Source organism: Shewanella putrefaciens, from assembly GCF_016406305.1.
In the GTDB taxonomy this organism is placed as follows: domain Bacteria; phylum Pseudomonadota; class Gammaproteobacteria; order Enterobacterales; family Shewanellaceae; genus Shewanella; species Shewanella putrefaciens_C.
On the sequence record NZ_CP066369.1, the window covers coordinates 3,148,802 to 3,167,891 of the forward strand.

21 protein-coding genes and 4 tRNA genes are annotated in these 19,090 nt (G+C 44.7%); 15 read left to right on the plus strand and 10 right to left on the minus strand.

Going from position 1 to position 19,090, the window contains the following annotated elements; all coding sequences use genetic code 11:
• Positions 1-49: 49 nt before the first annotated feature.
• Positions 50-1,162 carry a PilT/PilU family type 4a pilus ATPase gene (locus JFT56_RS13700; protein WP_198783580.1) on the minus strand — a complete coding sequence of 371 codons (1,113 nt, stop codon included), beginning with the start codon at positions 1,160-1,162 and terminating at the stop codon, positions 50-52.
• A gap of 9 nt (positions 1,163-1,171) precedes the next feature.
• Positions 1,172-2,209 (minus strand): type IV pilus twitching motility protein PilT, encoded by a 1,038-nt coding sequence (locus tag JFT56_RS13705; protein WP_007646255.1) that lies wholly within the window; start codon positions 2,207-2,209, stop codon positions 1,172-1,174.
• Between the two features lie 35 nt (positions 2,210-2,244).
• Here JFT56_RS13705 and JFT56_RS13710 point away from each other — a divergent pair, with 35 nt between their 5' ends.
• The 8 genes from JFT56_RS13710 (at position 2,245) to JFT56_RS13745 (ending at position 9,245) form a co-directional block, all read left to right on the plus strand.
• Positions 2,245-2,943, plus strand: coding sequence for a YggS family pyridoxal phosphate-dependent enzyme (locus tag JFT56_RS13710; protein ID WP_198780618.1), 699 nt, complete (start codon positions 2,245-2,247; stop codon positions 2,941-2,943).
• A gap of 165 nt (positions 2,944-3,108) precedes the next feature.
• Positions 3,109-3,927 carry a pyrroline-5-carboxylate reductase gene (gene proC / locus JFT56_RS13715; protein ID WP_198780619.1) on the plus strand — a complete coding sequence of 273 codons (819 nt, stop codon included), beginning with the start codon at positions 3,109-3,111 and terminating at the stop codon, positions 3,925-3,927.
• 41 nt (positions 3,928-3,968) lie between these two features.
• The gene (locus JFT56_RS13720) at positions 3,969-4,517 is read left to right on the plus strand and encodes a YggT family protein (protein ID WP_198780620.1); all 549 of its coding nucleotides are present in this window, start codon (positions 3,969-3,971) and stop codon (positions 4,515-4,517) included.
• Positions 4,517-4,807 (plus strand): DUF167 family protein YggU, encoded by a 291-nt coding sequence (yggU, locus tag JFT56_RS13725; RefSeq protein ID WP_198780621.1) that lies wholly within the window; start codon positions 4,517-4,519, stop codon positions 4,805-4,807. The genes JFT56_RS13720 and yggU overlap by 1 nt, the downstream gene beginning before the upstream one ends.
• A gap of 91 nt (positions 4,808-4,898) precedes the next feature.
• Positions 4,899-5,333: a DUF4426 domain-containing protein gene (locus JFT56_RS13730; protein ID WP_198780622.1), complete on the plus strand. Its 435-nt coding sequence runs from the start codon at positions 4,899-4,901 to the stop codon at positions 5,331-5,333.
• A 125-nt stretch (positions 5,334-5,458) separates the two neighbouring features.
• On the plus strand, positions 5,459-6,076 hold the full coding sequence (gene rdgB, locus JFT56_RS13735) for an RdgB/HAM1 family non-canonical purine NTP pyrophosphatase (protein ID WP_198780623.1): 618 nt from the start codon (positions 5,459-5,461) through the stop codon (positions 6,074-6,076).
• The gene (gene hemW, locus JFT56_RS13740) at positions 6,076-7,242 is read left to right on the plus strand and encodes a radical SAM family heme chaperone HemW (protein ID WP_198780624.1); all 1,167 of its coding nucleotides are present in this window, start codon (positions 6,076-6,078) and stop codon (positions 7,240-7,242) included. Before rdgB ends, hemW begins: the two co-directional genes overlap by 1 nt.
• 152 nt (positions 7,243-7,394) lie before the next feature.
• Positions 7,395-9,245 carry a DUF885 domain-containing protein gene (locus JFT56_RS13745; protein WP_198780625.1) on the plus strand — a complete coding sequence of 617 codons (1,851 nt, stop codon included), beginning with the start codon at positions 7,395-7,397 and terminating at the stop codon, positions 9,243-9,245.
• Between the two features lie 615 nt (positions 9,246-9,860).
• On the opposite strand, the gene JFT56_RS13750 is transcribed toward JFT56_RS13745, so the two are convergent.
• The 5 genes from JFT56_RS13750 to trmB all read right to left on the minus strand — a co-directional run bounded on the left by JFT56_RS13750 (position 9,861) and on the right by trmB (position 14,195).
• On the minus strand, positions 9,861-10,802 hold the full coding sequence (locus JFT56_RS13750; RefSeq protein ID WP_198780626.1) for a LysR family transcriptional regulator: 942 nt from the start codon (positions 10,800-10,802) through the stop codon (positions 9,861-9,863).
• A gap of 383 nt (positions 10,803-11,185) precedes the next feature.
• A complete protein-coding gene (locus JFT56_RS13755) occupies positions 11,186-12,007 on the minus strand; it encodes a YggN family protein (RefSeq protein WP_198780627.1) in 822 nt (273 codons plus the stop codon).
• Positions 12,008-12,187: 180 nt separating this feature from the next.
• Positions 12,188-13,102, minus strand: coding sequence for a glutaminase B (gene glsB, locus JFT56_RS13760; protein WP_198780628.1), 915 nt, complete (start codon positions 13,100-13,102; stop codon positions 12,188-12,190).
• Positions 13,102-13,428 carry a YggL family protein gene (locus JFT56_RS13765; protein WP_198780629.1) on the minus strand — a complete coding sequence of 109 codons (327 nt, stop codon included), beginning with the start codon at positions 13,426-13,428 and terminating at the stop codon, positions 13,102-13,104. Before JFT56_RS13765 ends, glsB begins: the two co-directional genes overlap by 1 nt.
• A 50-nt stretch (positions 13,429-13,478) precedes the next feature.
• Positions 13,479-14,195 carry a tRNA (guanosine(46)-N7)-methyltransferase TrmB gene (trmB, locus tag JFT56_RS13770; protein ID WP_198780630.1) on the minus strand — a complete coding sequence of 239 codons (717 nt, stop codon included), beginning with the start codon at positions 14,193-14,195 and terminating at the stop codon, positions 13,479-13,481.
• Positions 14,196-14,396: 201 nt separating this feature from the next.
• Between trmB and mutY the strand changes: the two genes are divergently transcribed.
• Positions 14,397-15,488 (plus strand): A/G-specific adenine glycosylase, encoded by a 1,092-nt coding sequence (gene mutY, locus JFT56_RS13775; protein ID WP_198780631.1) that lies wholly within the window; start codon positions 14,397-14,399, stop codon positions 15,486-15,488.
• Between the two features lie 2 nt (positions 15,489-15,490).
• Positions 15,491-15,769 (plus strand): oxidative damage protection protein, encoded by a 279-nt coding sequence (locus JFT56_RS13780; protein WP_011788659.1) that lies wholly within the window; start codon positions 15,491-15,493, stop codon positions 15,767-15,769.
• A gap of 81 nt (positions 15,770-15,850) precedes the next feature.
• Here the strand turns inward: JFT56_RS13780 and JFT56_RS13785 are convergent, their stop codons facing one another.
• Both JFT56_RS13785 and JFT56_RS13790 read right to left on the minus strand, forming a co-directional pair.
• Entirely contained in the window at positions 15,851-16,426 is a 576-nt protein-coding gene (locus JFT56_RS13785; protein ID WP_198780632.1) for a YceI family protein, read from the minus strand.
• A 4-nt stretch (positions 16,427-16,430) separates the two neighbouring features.
• The gene (locus JFT56_RS13790; RefSeq protein WP_198780633.1) at positions 16,431-16,982 is read right to left on the minus strand and encodes a cytochrome b; all 552 of its coding nucleotides are present in this window, start codon (positions 16,980-16,982) and stop codon (positions 16,431-16,433) included.
• Between the two features lie 388 nt (positions 16,983-17,370).
• On the opposite strand from JFT56_RS13790, the gene JFT56_RS13795 reads away from it, so the two are divergent.
• The 4 genes from JFT56_RS13795 (at position 17,371) to JFT56_RS13810 (ending at position 18,152) form a co-directional block, all read left to right on the plus strand.
• A tRNA-Phe gene (locus tag JFT56_RS13795) sits at positions 17,371-17,446 on the plus strand.
• 35 nt (positions 17,447-17,481) lie between these two features.
• Positions 17,482-17,557: transfer RNA gene (locus tag JFT56_RS13800), tRNA-Thr, on the plus strand.
• Between the two features lie 408 nt (positions 17,558-17,965).
• Positions 17,966-18,041: transfer RNA gene (locus tag JFT56_RS13805), tRNA-Phe, on the plus strand.
• A gap of 35 nt (positions 18,042-18,076) precedes the next feature.
• Positions 18,077-18,152: transfer RNA gene (locus tag JFT56_RS13810), tRNA-Thr, on the plus strand.
• Between the two features lie 230 nt (positions 18,153-18,382).
• On the opposite strand, the gene JFT56_RS13815 is transcribed toward JFT56_RS13810, so the two are convergent.
• Positions 18,383-18,568 carry a hypothetical protein gene (locus JFT56_RS13815; protein WP_198780634.1) on the minus strand — a complete coding sequence of 62 codons (186 nt, stop codon included), beginning with the start codon at positions 18,566-18,568 and terminating at the stop codon, positions 18,383-18,385.
• A gap of 152 nt (positions 18,569-18,720) precedes the next feature.
• Here JFT56_RS13815 and JFT56_RS13820 point away from each other — a divergent pair, with 152 nt between their 5' ends.
• On the plus strand, positions 18,721-19,065 hold the full coding sequence (locus JFT56_RS13820; RefSeq protein ID WP_198780635.1) for a DUF3634 family protein: 345 nt from the start codon (positions 18,721-18,723) through the stop codon (positions 19,063-19,065).
• Positions 19,066-19,090 lie beyond the last annotated feature (25 nt).

Genomic DNA, 19,090 nt, shown 5'->3' on the forward strand with positions numbered 1-19,090 from the left:
ATAAACAAAAAGCAGCCCATAAAGAGCTGCTTCACGGATTAAACTCTGCTTAATCCATGTCTAGGGTGACGCCTTCCATAAAGCTTGAACTGTTAGGTTCTTTATTTTGCAGCTTAATCATTAAGCGTAAATCGTTAGGTGAGTCAGCATGGTGCAGGGCATCGGCATAACTAATCTCACCATCGACATAGAGTTTTAACAGGGCTTGGTCGAATGTCTGCATACCTTGCTCATTCGATTTGGCCATGGTTTCTTTGAGTAAATGCAGCTCATTTTTGGCAATTAAACTCGCCACCCTAGGGGTGTTAATAAGCACCTCAATGGCGGCACGTCGCCCAGTGCCATCCACCTTAGGGATCAGTTGCTGCGCCACAATGCCACGTAAATTCAAGGATAAATCGAATAGTAGCTGTTGATGTTTACTCTCGGGCACTAAATGCATGATCCGATCGAGCGCTTGGTTAGCGTTGTTCGCATGCAAGGTCGCCATACAAAGGTGACCAGTCTCGGCAAACGAGAGAGCGAACTCCATGGTTTCTTGAGTACGGATCTCACCAATCAAGATCACATCAGGCGCCTGACGCAGCGAGCTTTTTAGCGCCGCATCAAAAGATTCTGTATCAATCCCAACTTCACGCTGGGTAATGATACTTTTTCTATGATCATGAACAAATTCAACAGGATCCTCAATAGTCAAAATATGACCGCGGGCATGGGCATTACGATAACCGACTAAAGCGGCTAAGGAGGTTGATTTACCCGTACCAGTACCGCCCACCATGATGATCAGCCCACGTTTACTCATGACCAGATCTTTAAGAATGGGTGGGAGTTTTAAATCATCCACATCAGGAATTTTGGTCTCGATTCGGCGCATAACACAACCAGGGGATTCACGCTGCCAAAAAGCACTCACCCGGAAACGCCCAAGTTCCTTTGCTGCAAAGGCAAAGTTACATTCACGACTAGTATGAAACTCTTTCTTCTGCGCTTCTGTCATCAGGGATTCAACAAAATCCAAGGACTGCGCAGGCGTAAATGCACTCTCAGCGAGGGGGCGTAACTCACCATCTATTTTCGCGCTCGGCGGAAAGCCTGCGGTAATAAATAAGTCCGAGGCTTTTCGCTCCACTATAACTTTTAAAAACGGACGTACATCCATCATAAATCCTTAAAACGTCGCTTGTTTGTTTGAACTCTTAGACATAGCGTCCTCACGGGTGATGAGGCCACGGTTGACTAGATTTTGTAAACATTGTTCCAATGTTTGCATCCCGTGAGCCATACCCGTTTGAATTGCAGAGTACATTTGCGCCACTTTATCTTCGCGAATTAAGTTACGAATCGCAGGTGTGCCCATCATAATTTCGTGGGCAGCGACTCGCCCGCCACCGATTTTTTTAATCAACGTTTGTGAAATAACCGCCTGTAGTGACTCGGATAGCATAGTGCGCACCATGTCTTTCTCACCGGCGGGGAATACGTCGACCACACGGTCGATGGTTTTGGCTGCCGAGGTGGTGTGCAAAGTACCGAAAACTAAATGACCGGTTTCGGCCGCTGTCATCGCCAGGCGAATGGTTTCAAGATCTCGCATCTCGCCGACGAGGATCACGTCGGGGTCCTCACGCAGTGCACTGCGCAGTGCGGCATTAAAGCTGTGGGTATGACGGTGTACTTCCCGCTGGTTGATCAGGCATTGCTTATTTTGGTGAACGAATTCGATTGGATCTTCGATCGTTAAGATATGGTCATGGCGGTTTTCATTGATGTAATCCACCATGGCCGCAAGTGTGGTACTCTTACCCGAACCTGTAGGCCCAGTAACTAAGACTAACCCTCTGGGAAAACTAGAGATTTTTTTAAAAATCTCGGGGGCACCTAACTGCTCGAGTGACAAAATCTCACTGGGAATGGTACGAAATACCGCCGCCGCACCACGGGATTGATTAAATGCGTTCACCCGGAAACGGGCTAAATTAGGGACCTCGAAGGAAAAATCGATTTCTAAATGCTCTTCATAGTCCTTGCGCTGTTTATCATTCATAATATCGTACACTAAACTGTGTACGCCCTGATGATCGAGCGCCGGCAGGTTAATTTTTCTCACTTCACCGTCGACACGGATCATGGGAGATATCCCTGCAGAGAGGTGTAGATCCGAGGCTTTGTGTTTTACACTAAAGGCTAATAACTCAGTGATTTCCATAGTTTGGGATATCCTAGCAACCAGATAATTACATCATGACAACAATAGCAGACAGACTCGCAATCGCCCAGCATAGGATTGCGCAAGCGGCGCAAAAATGTGCACGCCAACCTAACAGTATTCGCTTACTTGCCGTCAGCAAGACCAAACCCATTGAAGACATTATAGCAGCCTATCATGCTGGGCAACGTTACTTTGGTGAAAACTACGTCCAAGAGGGGATGGCAAAAATTCTCGAGTTGCAGGGACATTATCCCGATATTGAATGGCATTTTATTGGGCCACTGCAATCGAATAAAACCAATATTGTCGCCCAGTATTTTGACTGGATGCACACAGTATCGCGGGACAAAATCGCCATACGCCTCAATGAGCAACGTCCTATCTCAATGGCACCACTAAATGTGTGTATTCAAATCAATATCAGCGATGAAGATAGCAAATCAGGCATAGATGCCGAGCAGATGTTGCCGCTCGCACAATTAATCGCCCAGCTCCCGCACTTAACCCTCAGGGGATTGATGGCCATTCCCACAGCAACAGAGAACTCAGCATTACAAGTGCAAGAATTCACTAAACTAAAAGAATTATTTGAACAGCTAAAGCAGCATTACCCCCATATTGATACCCTCTCAATGGGCATGAGTAATGACCTAGATACTGCAATAGCTTGCGGCTCGACTATGGTACGTATTGGTAGTGCAATCTTTGGTGAGCGCGATTATTCTGCCTGATGCTATTGATAACTGAGGACAATCAACTCGGCTGCTAGCCTTGTTTTTACGACCAAGTGCCCAAATACTGTAATAAAACCCAATTATATATACTCCCATTTGGGCTCTATCGTTTAATGATAAACAAAAACAACATTATGCGATTAATCAACTAACGAGAATCACATGGATCAACAGAAAATCTGCTTCATCGGCGCAGGCAATATGACCCGCAGCATCATCAGTGGTTTAATCCACAGTGGATATCCCGCAAAGCTTGTTCAAGCCACAAATCCAAGCCAAGGTAAGCTAGATGCGCTCGAGGCCGATTTTGGGGTGTTAGTGTCTCAAGATAATCTAATCGCCGCGAAAAATGCAGATGTTATAGTGTTATCGGTGAAACCGCAGTTGATGCAGCAAGTGTGCGAAGCCCTGCAAACTGTGGATATGTCTAAGAAGTTAGTCATCACTATTGCGGCAGGTATTAAGGCGAGCCGTTACAGCGAATACCTAGCACAGCCCGTGACGCTTGTCCGTGCAATGCCAAATACCCCCATGCAAATCGGTGTGGGGATGACAGGACTCTTTGCACCTCAACCTCTGTCTGCAGCGCAGACCGCCATCTGTGAGCGTCTCATGTCAAGTGGTGGCGACATCGTTTGGGTGAATGAAGAAGCGGACATTAATAAAGTGATCGCACTTGCGGGCAGTTCACCTGCGTATTTCTTCCTGCTGATGGAGTCTATGATAGATGCGGGTAAACAAATGGGGATGGATGAAGCAAAAGCCAGAAGTTTAGTGCAGCAAGCTGCCCTCGGCGCTGCTATGATGGCAAAGCAAAACCCGGATCTTACCCTTGGTAATCTAAGGGAAAATGTGACATCAAAGGGCGGAACCACTGCCCAAGCCATTGCGACATTTGAAGCCGCTGATATGCGGGGATTAGTCAAAAAAGCCATGGAAAATTGCATTAACCGTGCAGAGGAAATGGCCGCAACATTTTAGCTTTAAGCTTTTTTATCGAACTCACATAGGCAGAAATCTCGATGAATGCATTAACCTTTTTAATCAACACATTCTTTGATTTGTATTTAATGGTGGTGATATTACGGATCTGGCTACAATTAGCGAGAGCCGACTTTTACAATCCTTTCAGTCAGTTTATCGTAAAGGCCACCCATCCCCTTATCGCCCCAATGCGCCGAGTGCTTCCTTCTATGGGACGATTCGATACCGCCTCCTTTGTACTCGCCCTGCTCGTTGTGATTACAAAATTATTGCTTATAAGCCTTATTGCTGGCGGTGGCTTCGATATCCTACTGTTTCTCGTATTTGCCTTAGTGTCTGTGGTAAAAAAAGCGGGAGTACTGCTCTTTTGGATGTTGATTATTCGCGCCATTTTAAGCTGGTTTAATCAAGGCTATAACCCAATAGTGATGATTATGGACCAACTAACAGAGCCTGTTTTGGCCCCCGTTAGACGTATTATCCCCCCTATCGGCGGGTTAGATTTGTCCGTCATGGTTGTTATTATTGGCATGAACTTTATCAACATGCTGCTCGCTCAATATGTGCCTTACTGGGCAATCATTTGATGAATGCCATTATTTTGCAGCAGGGCGACCTGCTGCTTAATCTGTATATTCAACCTAAGGCGAGTCGAGATCAGATAGTGGGGCTGCATGGCGATGAACTCAAAGTCGCCATCACAGCACCGCCTATCGATGGCAAGGCGAATGCGCACTTGAGCAAATATTTAGCTAAAGCGTTTAAAGTTCCTAAAAGCGATGTTCAAATCCTAAAGGGTGAACTTGGTCGCCACAAACAAGTCCGCATAATTGCGCCAAAACTTATTCCACCCGAAGTCAATGCCTTGATCGAATAAGCACACGCATATGCATTAGTAAAAATTCCTTTGGAAGCCATAGGCCCTGCGACCTATACTCAAGAAACCCCTAATATGAAGGTATCCAATCATGTTTCGTCACCTCCTCGTAATGCTTGCGTTAACCGCAAGTCTATGCGGCGTAGCAAACGCCGAACAAAAAGAAACCGTCGGTAATTTTGATATTCATTACATGGCATTAGGCAGCACATTTTTAACGCCTAGCATAGCTAAGTCCTACGGCATTGAACGCAGTAGCTATAGGGGGATCATCAATATCGCCGTATTAGATACGAGCGCAACGGGCTCGCCTGCGGTTCCAGTTGAAATTACTGGCGTCGCTAACAACCTGTTAGATGCACGTATTGACTTGAAGTTTAAGGAAATCCGCGAAGGCAATGCCATTTACTATATTGCAGAAGTGCCTTACCGAGACGATCAAGAGATCAACTTCAATATCGCCATCAAACACGGTAATGAACTGAATACCAACTTGCAGTTTAAGCAAAAATTTTACGTCGAATAATAGCCCCTCAACAACCCCGGTTCGGACGATGTAAAACCCCATCGTCCGGCCCCTTTCGCTATCCTTTAACACTGAGCTTGGGTATCATTGCCGCAGTAATTGTCGCTCAATGATATAGGTATTCCATGCAACAAATTGTCCTCGCCAGTGGTAACAAAGGCAAACTCGCCGAATTCGATCAAATGCTCGCCGCTTATGGTGTAAAAGTGCTGCCGCAGAATCAATTCAACGTCAGTGAAGTTGCGGAAACCGGCACAACCTTTGTGGAAAACGCCATTATCAAGGCAAGACATGCCGCCGAAATCACAGGCCTTGCCGCGATTGCGGACGACTCAGGCTTGGAAGTGGACTCACTCCAAGGCGCTCCTGGTATTTATTCGGCTCGCTACGCGGGCGAAAATGCTAAAGATCAAGACAACGTATTGAAACTACTTGAGACATTAAAAGACCAGCCTGCGCCACGCACCGCAAGGTTCCAATGTGTTTTAGTCTATATGCGCCATGCAAAAGACCCTACGCCCATCATTTGCCAAGCCTCTTGGGAAGGACAAATAGGCTTCGAACAACGTGGTGAGAATGGTCACGGCTATGATCCGATTTTTATCCCTGAACATCATCAATGTAGCGCGGCGCAGCTGAGCAGTGATGAGAAAAATGCCTTAAGCCATCGCGGCAAAGCCCTAGTGCAACTCTTAGCCGCGATGCAAATCCAAGGCGTATTAACTGGCGGGAATGCACAATAATGTCGCCAACTGCCATGACTAGTGCGATCAAGCTCGACCTGCCACCACTCAGCCTGTATATCCATATTCCCTGGTGTGTGCAAAAGTGTCCCTACTGCGACTTTAACTCCCACGGCCAAAATGGTGAGCTGCCACAGCAAGCCTATGTTGCTGCGCTGCTGGAAGACTTACGCCAAGACTTATATCTAGTCCAAGGCCGGAAAATCCACACTATTTTTATTGGTGGCGGCACACCTTCATTATTCGATGCCTCGCAAATCAAGCGCATACTCGATGGTGCCAATGCACTTATTCCCTTTAGTGACGATATCGAAATCACCATGGAAGCCAACCCAGGCACCCTAGAACACGATGACTTCAGTGCTTATCGTGCGGCCGGTGTCACCCGTTTATCCATCGGAGTGCAGAGTTTTTCTAAGGATAAGCTCAACTTACTCGGTCGCATTCACGATCAAAACGAGGCACAAGTCGCCGCCCAGAAAGCCAGTCAAGCGGGATATTTGAGTTTTAATCTCGATTTAATGCATGGATTACCCAACCAAAGTTTTGCTGAAGCCATGGCAGATATCGACACCGCTGCGGCGCTCAATCCACCGCATTTATCTTGGTATCAGTTAACGATTGAGCCAAACACCCTATTCCACTCAAAACCGCCACAACTGCCCGATGACGAAGATCTGTGGCATATCTATGAGCAAGGTCAACAAAAGCTGGCGGCCTTAGGCTATGAGCAATACGAAATATCCGCCTACGCTAAACCCGGTTACCAATGCCGGCATAACCTTAACTACTGGCAATTTGGGGATTATTTAGGCATAGGCTGCGGTGCCCATGGCAAAGTGACGCTACCAGAGGAAAACCGCATCATACGCACGGTAAAAATTAAACATCCCAAGGGATATCTGAGTGCCAGCACATATCTGGCAGAGCAAACGGATGTTGCCGAGGAAGATCGTGCCCTCGAATATTTGATGAACCGTCTGCGCCTGATGACTCCTATCCCTAAGCAAGAATTTGAGCAAAGGACCGGGTTGCACCGAGATACCTTGAATGACGGGATGAAAAAAGCCAAACAACGGGGTTTGCTCACAGAATCAACCGAACACTGGCAATTAACCAGTAAAGGCCATATGTTTGTGAATGATTTACTGACTCAATTCTGTTGAACGAACAGTTAAAATTCAAATATAAATAATGTGTTAGCACAAAATAGTGGCTTTTCAACCTATTGCTGCTAACACATTTTCTAACATTAATATTCATACATTTTTACTTTGCTTCTTTAGAATTGACTTAACTCAACCTAGGAAGCCTGACCATGCCTATAAAAACGAAAATCAGCTTAGTCGCACTCACCCTTTCGGCCCTATTGTTTACCCCCGCATATGCAGCCCCAACCTCACCCGCCTTAAATAGTCCAAGTGAGCCCGTAAATGCTGTCATCCAAACTGAATCAGAAAAAGCCAACGCCCTGTTCGAAACCATTTTTATGGAAAACATCATGGCAAGCCCCATTTCACAAACCTATATGGGGATTAAACAAGACTATGATAAATGGGATGATATGGGTGATGAAGCCGATGCTATCGAACTTGCCCGCACCAAGAAACAACTTGCGGCAGTGCAGCAACTCGACGCTACCAAATTAGATCCTCAAACGAACCTAAGTCTAAAACTGCTAGTGCAAAACCTGCAAAACGATATCGATGATTACCAATGGCGTTATCATAATTACCCTGTAAATCAAATGCGTGGTGGCCATTCTATGGTCGCCTCCTTCTTAATTAATCAACACCAAATCACCAATATCGAAGATGCTAAGGCCTATATCAGTCGCTTAAATGGCGTTCAAAAACGCTTAAGTCAATTACAGACAGCATTAAAAGTTCGCGCAGACAAAGGCATTATCGCGCCTAAGTTCGTATTCGCTTATGTGATTTCAGATAGCCAAAACATTATTAAAGGCGCGCCCTTCGATAACGGTGATGACAGCGTCCTATTGGCAGATTTTCGTCGAAAAGTCACAGCATTAGAGATTCAAGACACAGAAAAACAAGCACTGATAGCCCAAGCGGAAAAAGCCCTTGTGAATCAGGTTGAACCAGCCTATAAAACGCTTATCTCCTATATAAAAACCCTAGAAGCCAAAGCCGATACACGGGATGGCGTATGGAAGCTGCCCGATGGTGCTACCTTCTATAACAATGCATTAGCCCGTACTACCACAACCCATATGACCGCCGAGCAAATCCATAAATTGGGACTCGCTGAAGTTAAACGCATCCATGATGAAATGCGTGCCATTATGGAGAAGGTCAATTTTAAAGGCGATTTACAGCAATTCTTTAGCTTTATGCGCGACGATCCTCAGTTTTACTACCCTAATACCGCCGAAGGTAAAGCCGCCTATTTAGCCGATGCGACTAAACTCATCGATAATATGCAGTCCCGCTTAGATGAAGTGTTTAAAGTCAAACCCAAAGCGCCGATGATCGTAAAATCAGTCGAAGCCTTTAGGGAAAAATCCGCTGGCAAAGCCTTCTATGAGCAACCTGCTCCGGATGGTTCGCGTCCAGGTAGCTATTACGCAAATCTATATGATATGAAAGCCATGCCCAAATACCAAATGGAAGCACTGGCCTACCACGAAGGGATCCCGGGGCATCATATGCAGATCGCCATATCCCAAGAACTGCAAAATATTCCTAAATTCCGTAAGTTTGGTGGCTATACCGCGTATATCGAGGGCTGGGGTCTATATAGCGAATCTTTCCCGAAAGAAATGGCGCTCTATGCCGACCCTTACTCTGACTTTGGGCGTCTAGCCATGGAGTTATGGCGTGCATGTCGCTTAGTGGTTGATACAGGTATCCACGCTAAGAAGTGGACCCGCGAGCAAGGCATAGCCTATTACGTGGATAATACACCCAATGCTGAATCCGATGCGGTGAAAATGGTTGAACGCCATATCGTTATGCCATCCCAGGCGACAGCCTATAAAGTGGGTATGATAAAACTGTTGGAATTAAGGCATAAAGCGCAGCAGCAACTCGGTAATAAGTTTGACATTAGGGACTTCCATACCTTAGTGCTAGCCAACGGTGCATTGCCACTCGATGTACTCGAAGAGCAAGTTGATCAATGGATTGCCAATATCAATAAGGCTTGATAATTCAACGATAAAGGGGGTATTAGAAAAGTGCCTCCTGTGTACCTTGGACGGGACGAATAACGCCCAATAAAAAAGCCACGGAGTCGTGGCTTTTTTATTGGATTTATTACCTGCGTAATAAAACCCTATCTCACTGTGGGTCACTATATTTGATGTATTAATTTCAAAGGCTTAATACTCGATGTGACTTTAGGGTACAGAGAGACAAAAACTTGTCCCAAAATAAACCACCAGAAAAAAATTACCTCAGCTATAGGGCTGAGGTAAACCAAAAACTAGGATGATGGTTTAAAAGCCAACATTGTTTTAGTTCGAAAACTTCTGCTGGCGGTGATCTAGAACTGCATTTCTGCCGACCTGTACACTCATATTAAAAGGGGTCATTTCCAATATCAGTATAGGACTCAGGTCATTCCAAATCAGCTGTCGCCATTGTATTCAAATAAGAACAAAGTTCAAGCACACTTAATACTTATGCTTTAGTAAAGCCTAAAAAACCGAACGCAAATACAGGTGCAAATAAAATGCAAGCGATTGATTTTAAAGTTTAAATTCACATCAAAAACCAACAAGATCTACACAAGGTCGTTTTTGAGAACAATGTTTTCACTTTTACTGACGCTTGCTAAAGAGTTCAGCATAGGGAATATCCCAATAGGGCGGGTTTCCAATGTGATCTTTAATAAATTCGATAAAAGCGCTGACCTTAGGTGCGAGATGCTTACGGCGCGGATAAACCGCTTGCAAAGGCAAGTGGTGGGTCAATTGCCAATCCTTTAACAAGGGCACTAAGGTCCCCTTAGTAATTTCATCTTCCATCAAATAGCTGGCTAAATACACTATACCTAGGCCACTAATCGCCGCCGATTTTAATGCTGGGGCATTATCGACCCTGAAATTCCCAGACACCCCGATTTCACAGTAGTCATCTCCCTTCCTAAATTGCCACATACTGTGTTCATGCCACTCGCCTTGGTAGACTAAACAATTATGATCAACCAATTGCTCAGGGCGAGTCGGCTCCCCATGTTTGGCGACATAATCAGGGGAAGCAACGAGGAGAAATTGGCACTTCATTAAGGGTCTTGCCACCATTCCTAAAGGCAATTGCTCTGACATAGTCAGCAGTAAATCAAGACCTTCACTCACCACATCCACCTTATGGTCGAGTAAACTCACCTGCAACTCTAGCTCTGGATGTTTCGCCATAAAGGATGGTAAGGCTGGAATAATATGCATTGCACCAAAAGACTGGGATATACCCACCTTTAGCACGCCACGGGTGGCATCGTTCAAATTGTGAACACTTGCAATAGCCTGCTCCGCATCACGCAGTAGCTCTTCTCCTTGCAGATATAACAAGTGTCCAGCTTCAGTCAGACTTAAGCTTCGAGTGGTACGTTGGATTAATTGAACACCGAGTCTATGTTCAAGATCGGCTACCTGCGTACTGACCTTAGACTTAGAGATCCCAAGCCTTCTTGCGGCGGCGCTAAAACTACCAGCTCTGGCCACATGAGTAAAAATCGCAATAGGTTCTAACAGTTCTAACATTGAAAGTCGCCTTAAGCAGTTTACGACAATGATATTAACTTTCGGTATAACATAGGAATGCAGCATAAAACAGTTGCATACTCAACCTTTGCATCAACATCCCATGGAAAAATGTGGTTATTGCAGAGGTTTAGACCGAAAAAGTCCGCTGAAGTAGAGTATTTTATCTGACTGAATTGCCAGCTTTTCATTATATTTTAAGAGTATATCAAACATTAGTCTTTAGACTGTAACATTCCATGCTAAATAGCCGCAAGCGCCAGCGTATAGCTCATATCAATTCAAATATTCCCCTATAACGTCAAAGCCCTAGTACGATTACCGTAGCTAGGGCTTTGGGTTTCAAAGTCGGGGCTTAAAGTGAATGGTCACTCACAGAACTGTCATTGACGTAGCTCACCGGATGCATTTTGTGTCAAGGCGTAGGAGGCTAATTCAGGTACTTCCTTGCGCAATTGGTTTTCAAGCACTAACAGCTCTTCAAATCGGCCGCACAAACGGTCGGCTTTTTCTTCTATTCCCTTAGATTGCGCCTCAATTTGTTGCTCTATATCTTGGCCAAGGTTATCCATTTTTTTGGAAAAGGCATCCATCTTGGCTTCAAAGTTCTCACCGTCGCCGGACATGATTTGGCCACCTATGGTCATCATAATAGTGCCAACTGAATTCTGAACAATTTGCTCCATTTCCTGCTCGAATTCATCGTTAAATGTAGTCTGCATCGAGTCTTCCGTTGCACCTAAATAGAAACTATCGCCATGTTTATAGGCCACTGAATCAACCCGTTTTTGCACACCGGCCATCATTTCATCAAATTTGGCACCGGCCGCATCACCCATTAGAGGGGTTAAGGCCATGCTCACAGCTTGGGAAGCAAGAGCAACAGCTTCATTCACAAGTTCAATCACTTCTGGCACTTGAGTCGATACTTCATCGGCATATTGAGTCACTAACTTTTTTTGCTTATCGGTTAAATCGACTTGTTTGCCTTCTACAAATAACTTATCGGCTTCGATGCGATACTTCTCAGTACCCTTCTCGCTCATAACTAATTTTTTAGGTTCGATCTTCACATCATAATTTAAAGACACGTCACAGCGGTCGTCGGTATCTAGCTCAGTTTTCGCTTGGGCGAGTTGTATAGCAGATACAGTGAAAATCATCCCCGACACAGCTAAACCCATCATCAGTTTATTTATTTTCATTTTTGGTCATCCTTTGATATGAAGATCGATAAAATTTAACAACTGAAAGATGAATAGCAGAAGACATGCCAACTATTTAAGGTATTGATAATTAGTTGCTTATTAAATTAGCACTAAAAAGTCAGTAGTGAAATTCACTAACTTTTAGCCTACTAGTGCTAATTAAAACAAGAGGTAGAACTAGAAAATAGATCGACCAAGACGCTGGCTTAGATGCTCGAGCATGGCCGTACCCGCAAGGGAGTTACCTTGATTATCGAGTTCAGGAGACCAGACACATATGGATAACTCGCCAGGGATAACCGCAATAATCCCGCCACCAACACCACTCTTTCCCGGCATACCGACACGATAAGCAAATTCACCCGCGCCATCGTATAAGCCCGAGGTGGCCAACAGGGCATTAAGCTGCCGAGTTTGCACCTGAGAAATCAGCTCAGTGCCATCCACAGTTTTGCCACGATTCGCCAAATACAACATGGCCTTAGACAAGTCAGCACAATTCATCTTCAAGGCGCAATAATGAAAATAGGTGCGCAGCACAGTATCAACATCGCCTTGAAAATTACCAAATGACTTCATCAAATAAGCGATAGCCGCATTGCGCGCACTATGCTGATATTCTGAATCTGCTACTTGTTTATCGAAACACACTTTATCGTTTTGGCTGAGTTGCCTGACTAACTCAAGCATTCTGTGTTTAGGCGCACCTAAACGGCTCTGCAATAAGTCAGCAATCACTAACGCGCCAGCATTGATAAAGGGATTGCGCGGCTTGCCACGTTCTAACTCGACTTGAACAAGAGAATTGAAGGAATGGCCCGAAGGCTCTTTGCCGACACGGCTCCAGATCTCTGCCTCTTCATATAAGTTTAAGGCTAAGGTTAAGCTGAAAACTTTAGAGATACTTTGAATTGAAAACGGCTCAAGGTAATCGCCCGCACCTAAGGTTTCACCGTCAACAGTCGTGACGGCAATGCCTAATTTACCAGCATCGACGTTGGCCAGTGCGGGGATATAATTTGCAACCTTTCCTTGGCCGAGCAAGGGTCGAACTTTGTCGACCACTTCCTCAAGTAATGCCAACTCGGGCATTAACTCCACCAAATATCGTACAGTTCGCTAACTTCAACCTGAGACACTTTTTGGTTCGCCCAGAATGCCTTAACTGCAGCAATATCTTCTTCGGTACATTTGCCAATGCTTTGAGTGGCGATAATACCTTCCCATTCGATATGACCACCGCCGTGGAAACCTAATTTGCGGGCTTCGATCACTTCATCGATAAACTTATCCACAGTTGCATCGATATCGGCTTCAGATACTGATGCATCAAAAGTCCAAGTCATATCAAAACCTAACTCTTGGAATTCATCGACGCGCATTTTCTTACGTAAACGACGGCTACGATTAGTTGCCATAGTGATTTTCCCCGTTGTGTTAAAAAATTAGCTAAAAATTGAGTTCGAAATTAAGCGATACGCTCGAACATCAGATCCCATACACCGTGACCCAATCTATGGCCGCGGGCTTCAAATTTTGTCAATGGGCGGTGATCCGGACGCGGTACAACAGTGCCGTCACTCGATTGGTTTTTATAACCGGGCGCCGCATTCATTACCTCGAGCATGTGCTCGCTATAATTTTCCCAATCCGTTGCCATATGGAACACACCGCCAATTTTCAGCTTGCGGCGAATGAGTTCAGCAAATTCCGCTTGTACTATGCGGCGTTTATGGTGACGTTTTTTATGCCAAGGATCGGGGAAAAACAATTGCACACGGGCCAAGCTACCATCGGCAATCGCATGCTCTAATACTTCCATGGCATCGTGATGATACACACGTAAATTTGTCACACCCGCAATGGCCGCATCGCTTAAGCAAGAACCAACACCGGGTTTATGTACTTCAATACCAATGAAATTTTGCTCTGGAGACTCTTTTGCCATTTGCACTAAAGAGGCGCCCATACCAAAGCCAATTTCCAGCACTGTATCGGCTTCACGACCAAAAATCTCGCTCAGGTTCAATGGCGTTGGGCTGTAATCTAAGCCCATGGTTGGCCATTGGCTTTCAATGGCATGTGCCTGCCCCTTAGTTAGGCGACCTTCTCTTAGGACAAAGCTTCTGATCTTACGCAGATACTTGCCTTCTTCATTAAATTCAGCGGTAGTGACTTCGCTCATTTTTGCCTCGTCTCGTGGACAGCACCATCATAAAAGAAGGGCATTATCCAAAGTTCAACATACAGTGCAAGCACTAATGGAAGCGAAGTATATCAAGATTATCCGTGAGAGCGAATCTAGCCGTCATTTTCATCGTTTTAGGCTTTATCGGGTTGCATTTTCTAGCTTGTCTAACAGGCCGTCTGCCGCTACACTGCGCCGATGAAATCTACAGCCTCCTTCGCTACACGTATCGTCTCTTGGTACGACAATCACGGTCGTAAAACCCTCCCATGGCAGCAGGATAAAACCCCATATAGCGTATGGGTTTCTGAGATCATGCTGCAACAAACTCAGGTTGCGACTGTTATTCCCTATTACCTTAAATTTATGGCACGTTTCCCCAATGTGTTAGCACTCGCTAACGCGCCAGACGATGAAGTATTACACCATTGGACCGGTCTTGGGTATTACGCTAGGGCGCGTAATCTGCATAAAGCAGCCAAGATGATCCGTGACGATTATCAGGGATTATTTCCAACGGATTTTGAGCAAGTACTCGCTCTACCCGGCATCGGCCGCTCAACGGCTGGCGCAGTATTGTCACTATCCCTTGGGCAACATCACCCCATTCTCGATGGCAACGTAAAACGCGTGTTAGCAAGACACGGGGCAATAGCAGGTTGGCCGGGGCAAAAAACCGTTGAAGAACAGCTTTGGCAACTAACGAATACATTGACGCCGCAGCAGGATATTCAGAAATATAATCAAGCCATGATGGATATCGGCGCCAGTATTTGCACCCGTAGCAAACCCAACTGCGCAGCTTGCCCAGTCGCTATTGATTGCAAAGCTCAACTCATGGGCAGACAAACCGATTTCCCCGGCAAAAAGCCTAAAAAAACCATACCGACCAAAGCGGCGTGGATGTTAGTGCTGATGCAAGATAACCAAGTGTTTTTAGCTAAACGTCCACCATCGGGCATTTGGGGTGGACTTTGGTGCTTCCCTGAATTCGCTACCCAAGCTGCACTTGAAACTCATCTTGAAGATCAAGGGTTTGCTGCGCAGCAACTCGAATGGTTAACTGGCTTTAGACACACATTCAGCCACTTTCATTTAGATATTCAGCCCATGATGCTCAACTTAGATAAAACTCACGGCAATAAACAGACCGTGGGCGCTGTCATGGAACAAAACCAGTCTCTCTGGTATAACATAAGTCATCCTTCCAAAGTGGGACTCGCCGCCGCCACCGAGCGCGTGCTAGCCAATTTGGGATCACTCGTTCAATCCGCAGTCAGTAAGGAATAATCATGGCGCGTACAGTCAATTGCGTATATTTAAATAAAGAAGCCGACGGCCTAGACTTTCAACTGTATCCAGGTGATTTAGGTAAACGTATTTTTGATAACATCAGCAAAGAAGCTTGGGGCCTATGGCAAAAAAAGCAAACCATGCTGATCAATGAGAAGAAACTCAACATGATGAATGTTGATGATCGTAAATTTCTTGAGGAACAAATGACCTCTTTCCTATTCGAAGGGAAAGACGTTGAAATTGAAGGTTTTGTACCTGAAAAAGATCAAGATTAATTCTTGCTTTAACCTAACAATAAAACCCACAAAAAAGCGCCTTTCGGCGCTTTTTATATCTCTAAATGGCAGAATAAAGCGTTACTTACGCACGCCTTCAACCACTAAATCTAACTCAACATGGCTAGACGCTGGGCCTAAATCCATTTTGATACCGAAATCTTTCATCGCGAACGTGGTTGTGCCCGTAAAACCTGCACGATAGCCCCCCCAAGGATCTTGACCTTCACCTACGGCATGGGCCTTGATCGCTAATGGTTTAGTGACACCATTTAAGGTTAAGTTACCGTTAATCACTAAATCGCCATTTCCTTTATCTTCCACCGCAGTAGATGTAAAAGTCGCCTTAGCGAATTTGCCAGTATTGAGGAAATCTTCGCTGCGAATATGCTTATCACGCTCGGCGTGGTTTGAATCCACACTTAAAGTATTCACAGTTACATTCACTTTAGCTTCAGTCGGTTTAGTAGCGTCATAGCTAAAGTCGCCGCTAAAATCATTAAAACGACCAACCACATAGCTATAGCCTAAGTGATTCACTTTAAAAGTAATTGAAGCATGCGCCCCTTCACGGTCAATCACATAGTCAGCAGCATTCGCCGCCATTGGAACCAATAGAGATGCACCTATCAGTGCGCTTAACAATTGCTTTTTCATTATATTATCCTCGATTAAATTTAATCATTTTCAGTAGAGTTGCATCTTTATCGATAAAGTGATGTTTTAATGCACCAGCAGCGTGGATCACGACGAGTGCCATCAAGCTGTAGGCCGCATATTGGTGGATATCGCCCGCTATATCGGCTTGGTTTTCAAATAAAGGTCCAAAGCCTGGGAGTTCAAACCACTCAAAAACCATAATCCCCCGGCCTTCAGCCGTTGAAATTAAAATCCCTGTAAACATAATCACCAGCATTAAGCTATAAAGGGCGAAATGCGCTATATGTGCCGCCTTGACCTCCCAAGGTTGATGATTCGCCTCTGGTGCGGGCTTAGGGTTTACTAAGCGCCATAACAAACGAAATACAGTTAAAGCTAACAATAAAATCCCAATACTTTTATGTAGATGCGGCGCCGTCTTGTACCAAGCACTGTAATAGGTTAACTCCACCATCCACACACCGACTGCAAACAAACCTATGACGACTAACGCGCTCACCCAATGAGTCACCATGGCAATCAATCCATAAGCCAACTGACTATTTCGAAACATACTGCGACTCCATACCCCGAGATATCCATCTATCGATGAAATAATTTTCATTATCATAAGTCTAAATTTAAAAACTAAAATCAGTAAAAATCGCTTATATCTTTCGAAATTTTAGAAAGTAAGCCAGAAATCATGCTCTGTGAGCCCAAACCTATAGTAAACATCGGTATCTCTCTTTCTTGAAAAATACAGTTAACCAATGAAATTGGCGTTAATTCGCAGAATAAGAGATAAAAAACACCCAAGATGCGCATTAAACAGCCGAACGAGTTGTTTGTCGGGAAAAAGCACTTGCAGAGGTGAAACTCCCTAGCTAATATAGCCGCACTTCGAACAAGACAGCCTTGTGCAGTAAGTTAGAAGTAGTCAACTAACGCTTAGTTTAGTTGCCCGAATAGCTCAGTCGGTAGAGCAGAGGATTGAAAATCCTCGTGTCCCTGGTTCGATTCCGGGTTCGGGCACCATTATTTTGTAGTAACAGTTTTGCAGTAAAAGTTTAGCCGGCATAGCTCAGTTGGTAGAGCAACTGACTTGTAATCAGTAGGTCCCGAGTTCGACTCTTGGTGCCGGCACCATATAAACAAAAAAACCACTCAATGAGTGGTTTTTTTGTATCTGAAATTTGAAATGCTCAATGCAGAGCGCAACTGACTTACTCTCGATAATTCCAGTAGCTCCCGAGTTCGACTCTTGGTGCCGGCACCATATAAACAACGAAACCACTCAATGAGTGGCTTTTTGAGTTCTGATGGCAGAAAATTGAGCATCAAAATATCCATTACCGCCAAAATGCTAAATTTTTCAGCAATCAAAGTAAGATAAAATTGTCGAAACAAATAAATACTCGCTTTTTGTTTAATAGTTAATCAGTCGCCTAACAAAGGGCTTGCACAGCCAAAGCGAGCACTATATTATACGCGCACTTCGAACAAACAGGGTCTAAAGCCTTAGTTTGAAGTAGTTGACTAACGCTTAGTTTAGTTGCCCGAATAGCTCAGTCGGTAGAGCAGAGGATTGAAAATCCTCGTGTCCCTGGTTCGATTCCGGGTTCGGGCACCATTATTTTGTAGTAACAGTTTTGCAGTAAAAGTTTAGCCGGCATAGCTCAGTTGGTAGAGCAACTGACTTGTAATCAGTAGGTCCCGAGTTCGACTCTTGGTGCCGGCACCATATAAACAACGAAGCCACTCCTTGAGTGGTTTTTTTGTATCTATTTTTTGTATCTGAAATTTGAAATGCTCAATGCAGAGCGCAACTGACTTACTCTCGATAATTCCAGTAGGTCCTGAGTTCGACTCTTGGTGCCGGCACCATATAAACAACGAAACCACTCATTGAGTGGTTTTTTGTATCTGAAATTTGAAATGTCCAGCGTAGAGCACAACTGACTTACTGTCAGTTTATTTGTTTAATTCGAGTGGCATAGGCCTATCACCGGCTTGAACTTGATGTTGAACATGGCGCCAGCCTTGAGTGAGCTCACTAAGATGTGCTTTTCTCTCGGGGAAATGCATAGAAAGTTTATCGAGTACATCGATTTGCTTCTTACATAGTAATGACCAACGGTCTGCATTTGATAAGTACATGGCGTTTTCCTTAACTGGGGGTTACTTTTCCTTAGCCAATTAAGTCTAGACTGAAATCCTTTTATAGCCAATGCAAAATTGCGTGTTAGCGCACTGTTAAAACACCCCACTCCAGAGTATCTTTGCCTTATAAACATAAGATAGGAGGCGTTATGACAGCCGATATTTTCAAACTCATTTTTGTTGTGATTGGTTTATTTCTGGTTTACAAACTGATATTTGGCGGCAAAAAGGGGCTCACAATTTTTGAAATGCATTTTAAAGATGGCCGTATGACCCAGCATAAAGGCAAGATCCCAGAGCGCTTCGAGCGCGAATGTCGCCACATAGCTAAAGTTGAAAAATTGACCTGCACTGTAAGGGCTGAAAAATCTGGAGATGTGCGCTTACATATTTCCGCCAATGTAAGTGACAATATGAAGCAAAGGATCCGTAATCTGTTTCCCTTCGAGTATTACGATAAAAAATCCGTCGATAACAGTCGCCAAGCGGGTTAGATCTTTAATTTCCCCTAGCAACCTC

Bases quoted from the DNA above. Each gene is read 5' to 3' on its own strand.
- proC (WP_198780619.1), top strand. From the start codon at position 3,109: ATGGATCAACAGAAAATCTGCTTCATCGGCGCAGGCAATATGACCCGC.
- JFT56_RS13790 (WP_198780633.1), bottom strand. From the start codon at position 16,982: ATGTTTCGAAATAGTCAGTTGGCTTATGGATTGATTGCCATGGTGACT.
- glsB (WP_198780628.1), bottom strand. From the start codon at position 13,102: ATGCCCGAGTTGGCATTACTTGAGGAAGTGGTCGACAAAGTTCGACCC.
- JFT56_RS13785 (WP_198780632.1), bottom strand. From the start codon at position 16,426: ATGAAAAAGCAATTGTTAAGCGCACTGATAGGTGCATCTCTATTGGTT.
- JFT56_RS13780 (WP_011788659.1), top strand. From the start codon at position 15,491: ATGGCGCGTACAGTCAATTGCGTATATTTAAATAAAGAAGCCGACGGC.
- mutY (WP_198780631.1), top strand. From the start codon at position 14,397: ATGAAATCTACAGCCTCCTTCGCTACACGTATCGTCTCTTGGTACGAC.
- JFT56_RS13765 (WP_198780629.1), bottom strand. From the start codon at position 13,428: ATGGCAACTAATCGTAGCCGTCGTTTACGTAAGAAAATGCGCGTCGAT.
- JFT56_RS13705 (WP_007646255.1), bottom strand. From the start codon at position 2,209: ATGGAAATCACTGAGTTATTAGCCTTTAGTGTAAAACACAAAGCCTCG.
- JFT56_RS13745 (WP_198780625.1), top strand. From the start codon at position 7,395: ATGCCTATAAAAACGAAAATCAGCTTAGTCGCACTCACCCTTTCGGCC.
- JFT56_RS13815 (WP_198780634.1), bottom strand. From the start codon at position 18,568: ATGTACTTATCAAATGCAGACCGTTGGTCATTACTATGTAAGAAGCAA.
- JFT56_RS13755 (WP_198780627.1), bottom strand. From the start codon at position 12,007: ATGAAAATAAATAAACTGATGATGGGTTTAGCTGTGTCGGGGATGATT.
- JFT56_RS13710 (WP_198780618.1), top strand. From the start codon at position 2,245: ATGACAACAATAGCAGACAGACTCGCAATCGCCCAGCATAGGATTGCG.
- trmB (WP_198780630.1), bottom strand. From the start codon at position 14,195: ATGAGCGAAGTCACTACCGCTGAATTTAATGAAGAAGGCAAGTATCTG.
- JFT56_RS13730 (WP_198780622.1), top strand. From the start codon at position 4,899: ATGTTTCGTCACCTCCTCGTAATGCTTGCGTTAACCGCAAGTCTATGC.
- JFT56_RS13720 (WP_198780620.1), top strand. From the start codon at position 3,969: ATGAATGCATTAACCTTTTTAATCAACACATTCTTTGATTTGTATTTA.
- hemW (WP_198780624.1), top strand. From the start codon at position 6,076: ATGTCGCCAACTGCCATGACTAGTGCGATCAAGCTCGACCTGCCACCA.
- JFT56_RS13820 (WP_198780635.1), top strand. From the start codon at position 18,721: ATGACAGCCGATATTTTCAAACTCATTTTTGTTGTGATTGGTTTATTT.
- rdgB (WP_198780623.1), top strand. From the start codon at position 5,459: ATGCAACAAATTGTCCTCGCCAGTGGTAACAAAGGCAAACTCGCCGAA.
- JFT56_RS13750 (WP_198780626.1), bottom strand. From the start codon at position 10,802: ATGTTAGAACTGTTAGAACCTATTGCGATTTTTACTCATGTGGCCAGA.
- yggU (WP_198780621.1), top strand. From the start codon at position 4,517: ATGAATGCCATTATTTTGCAGCAGGGCGACCTGCTGCTTAATCTGTAT.
- JFT56_RS13700 (WP_198783580.1), bottom strand. From the start codon at position 1,162: ATGGATGTACGTCCGTTTTTAAAAGTTATAGTGGAGCGAAAAGCCTCG.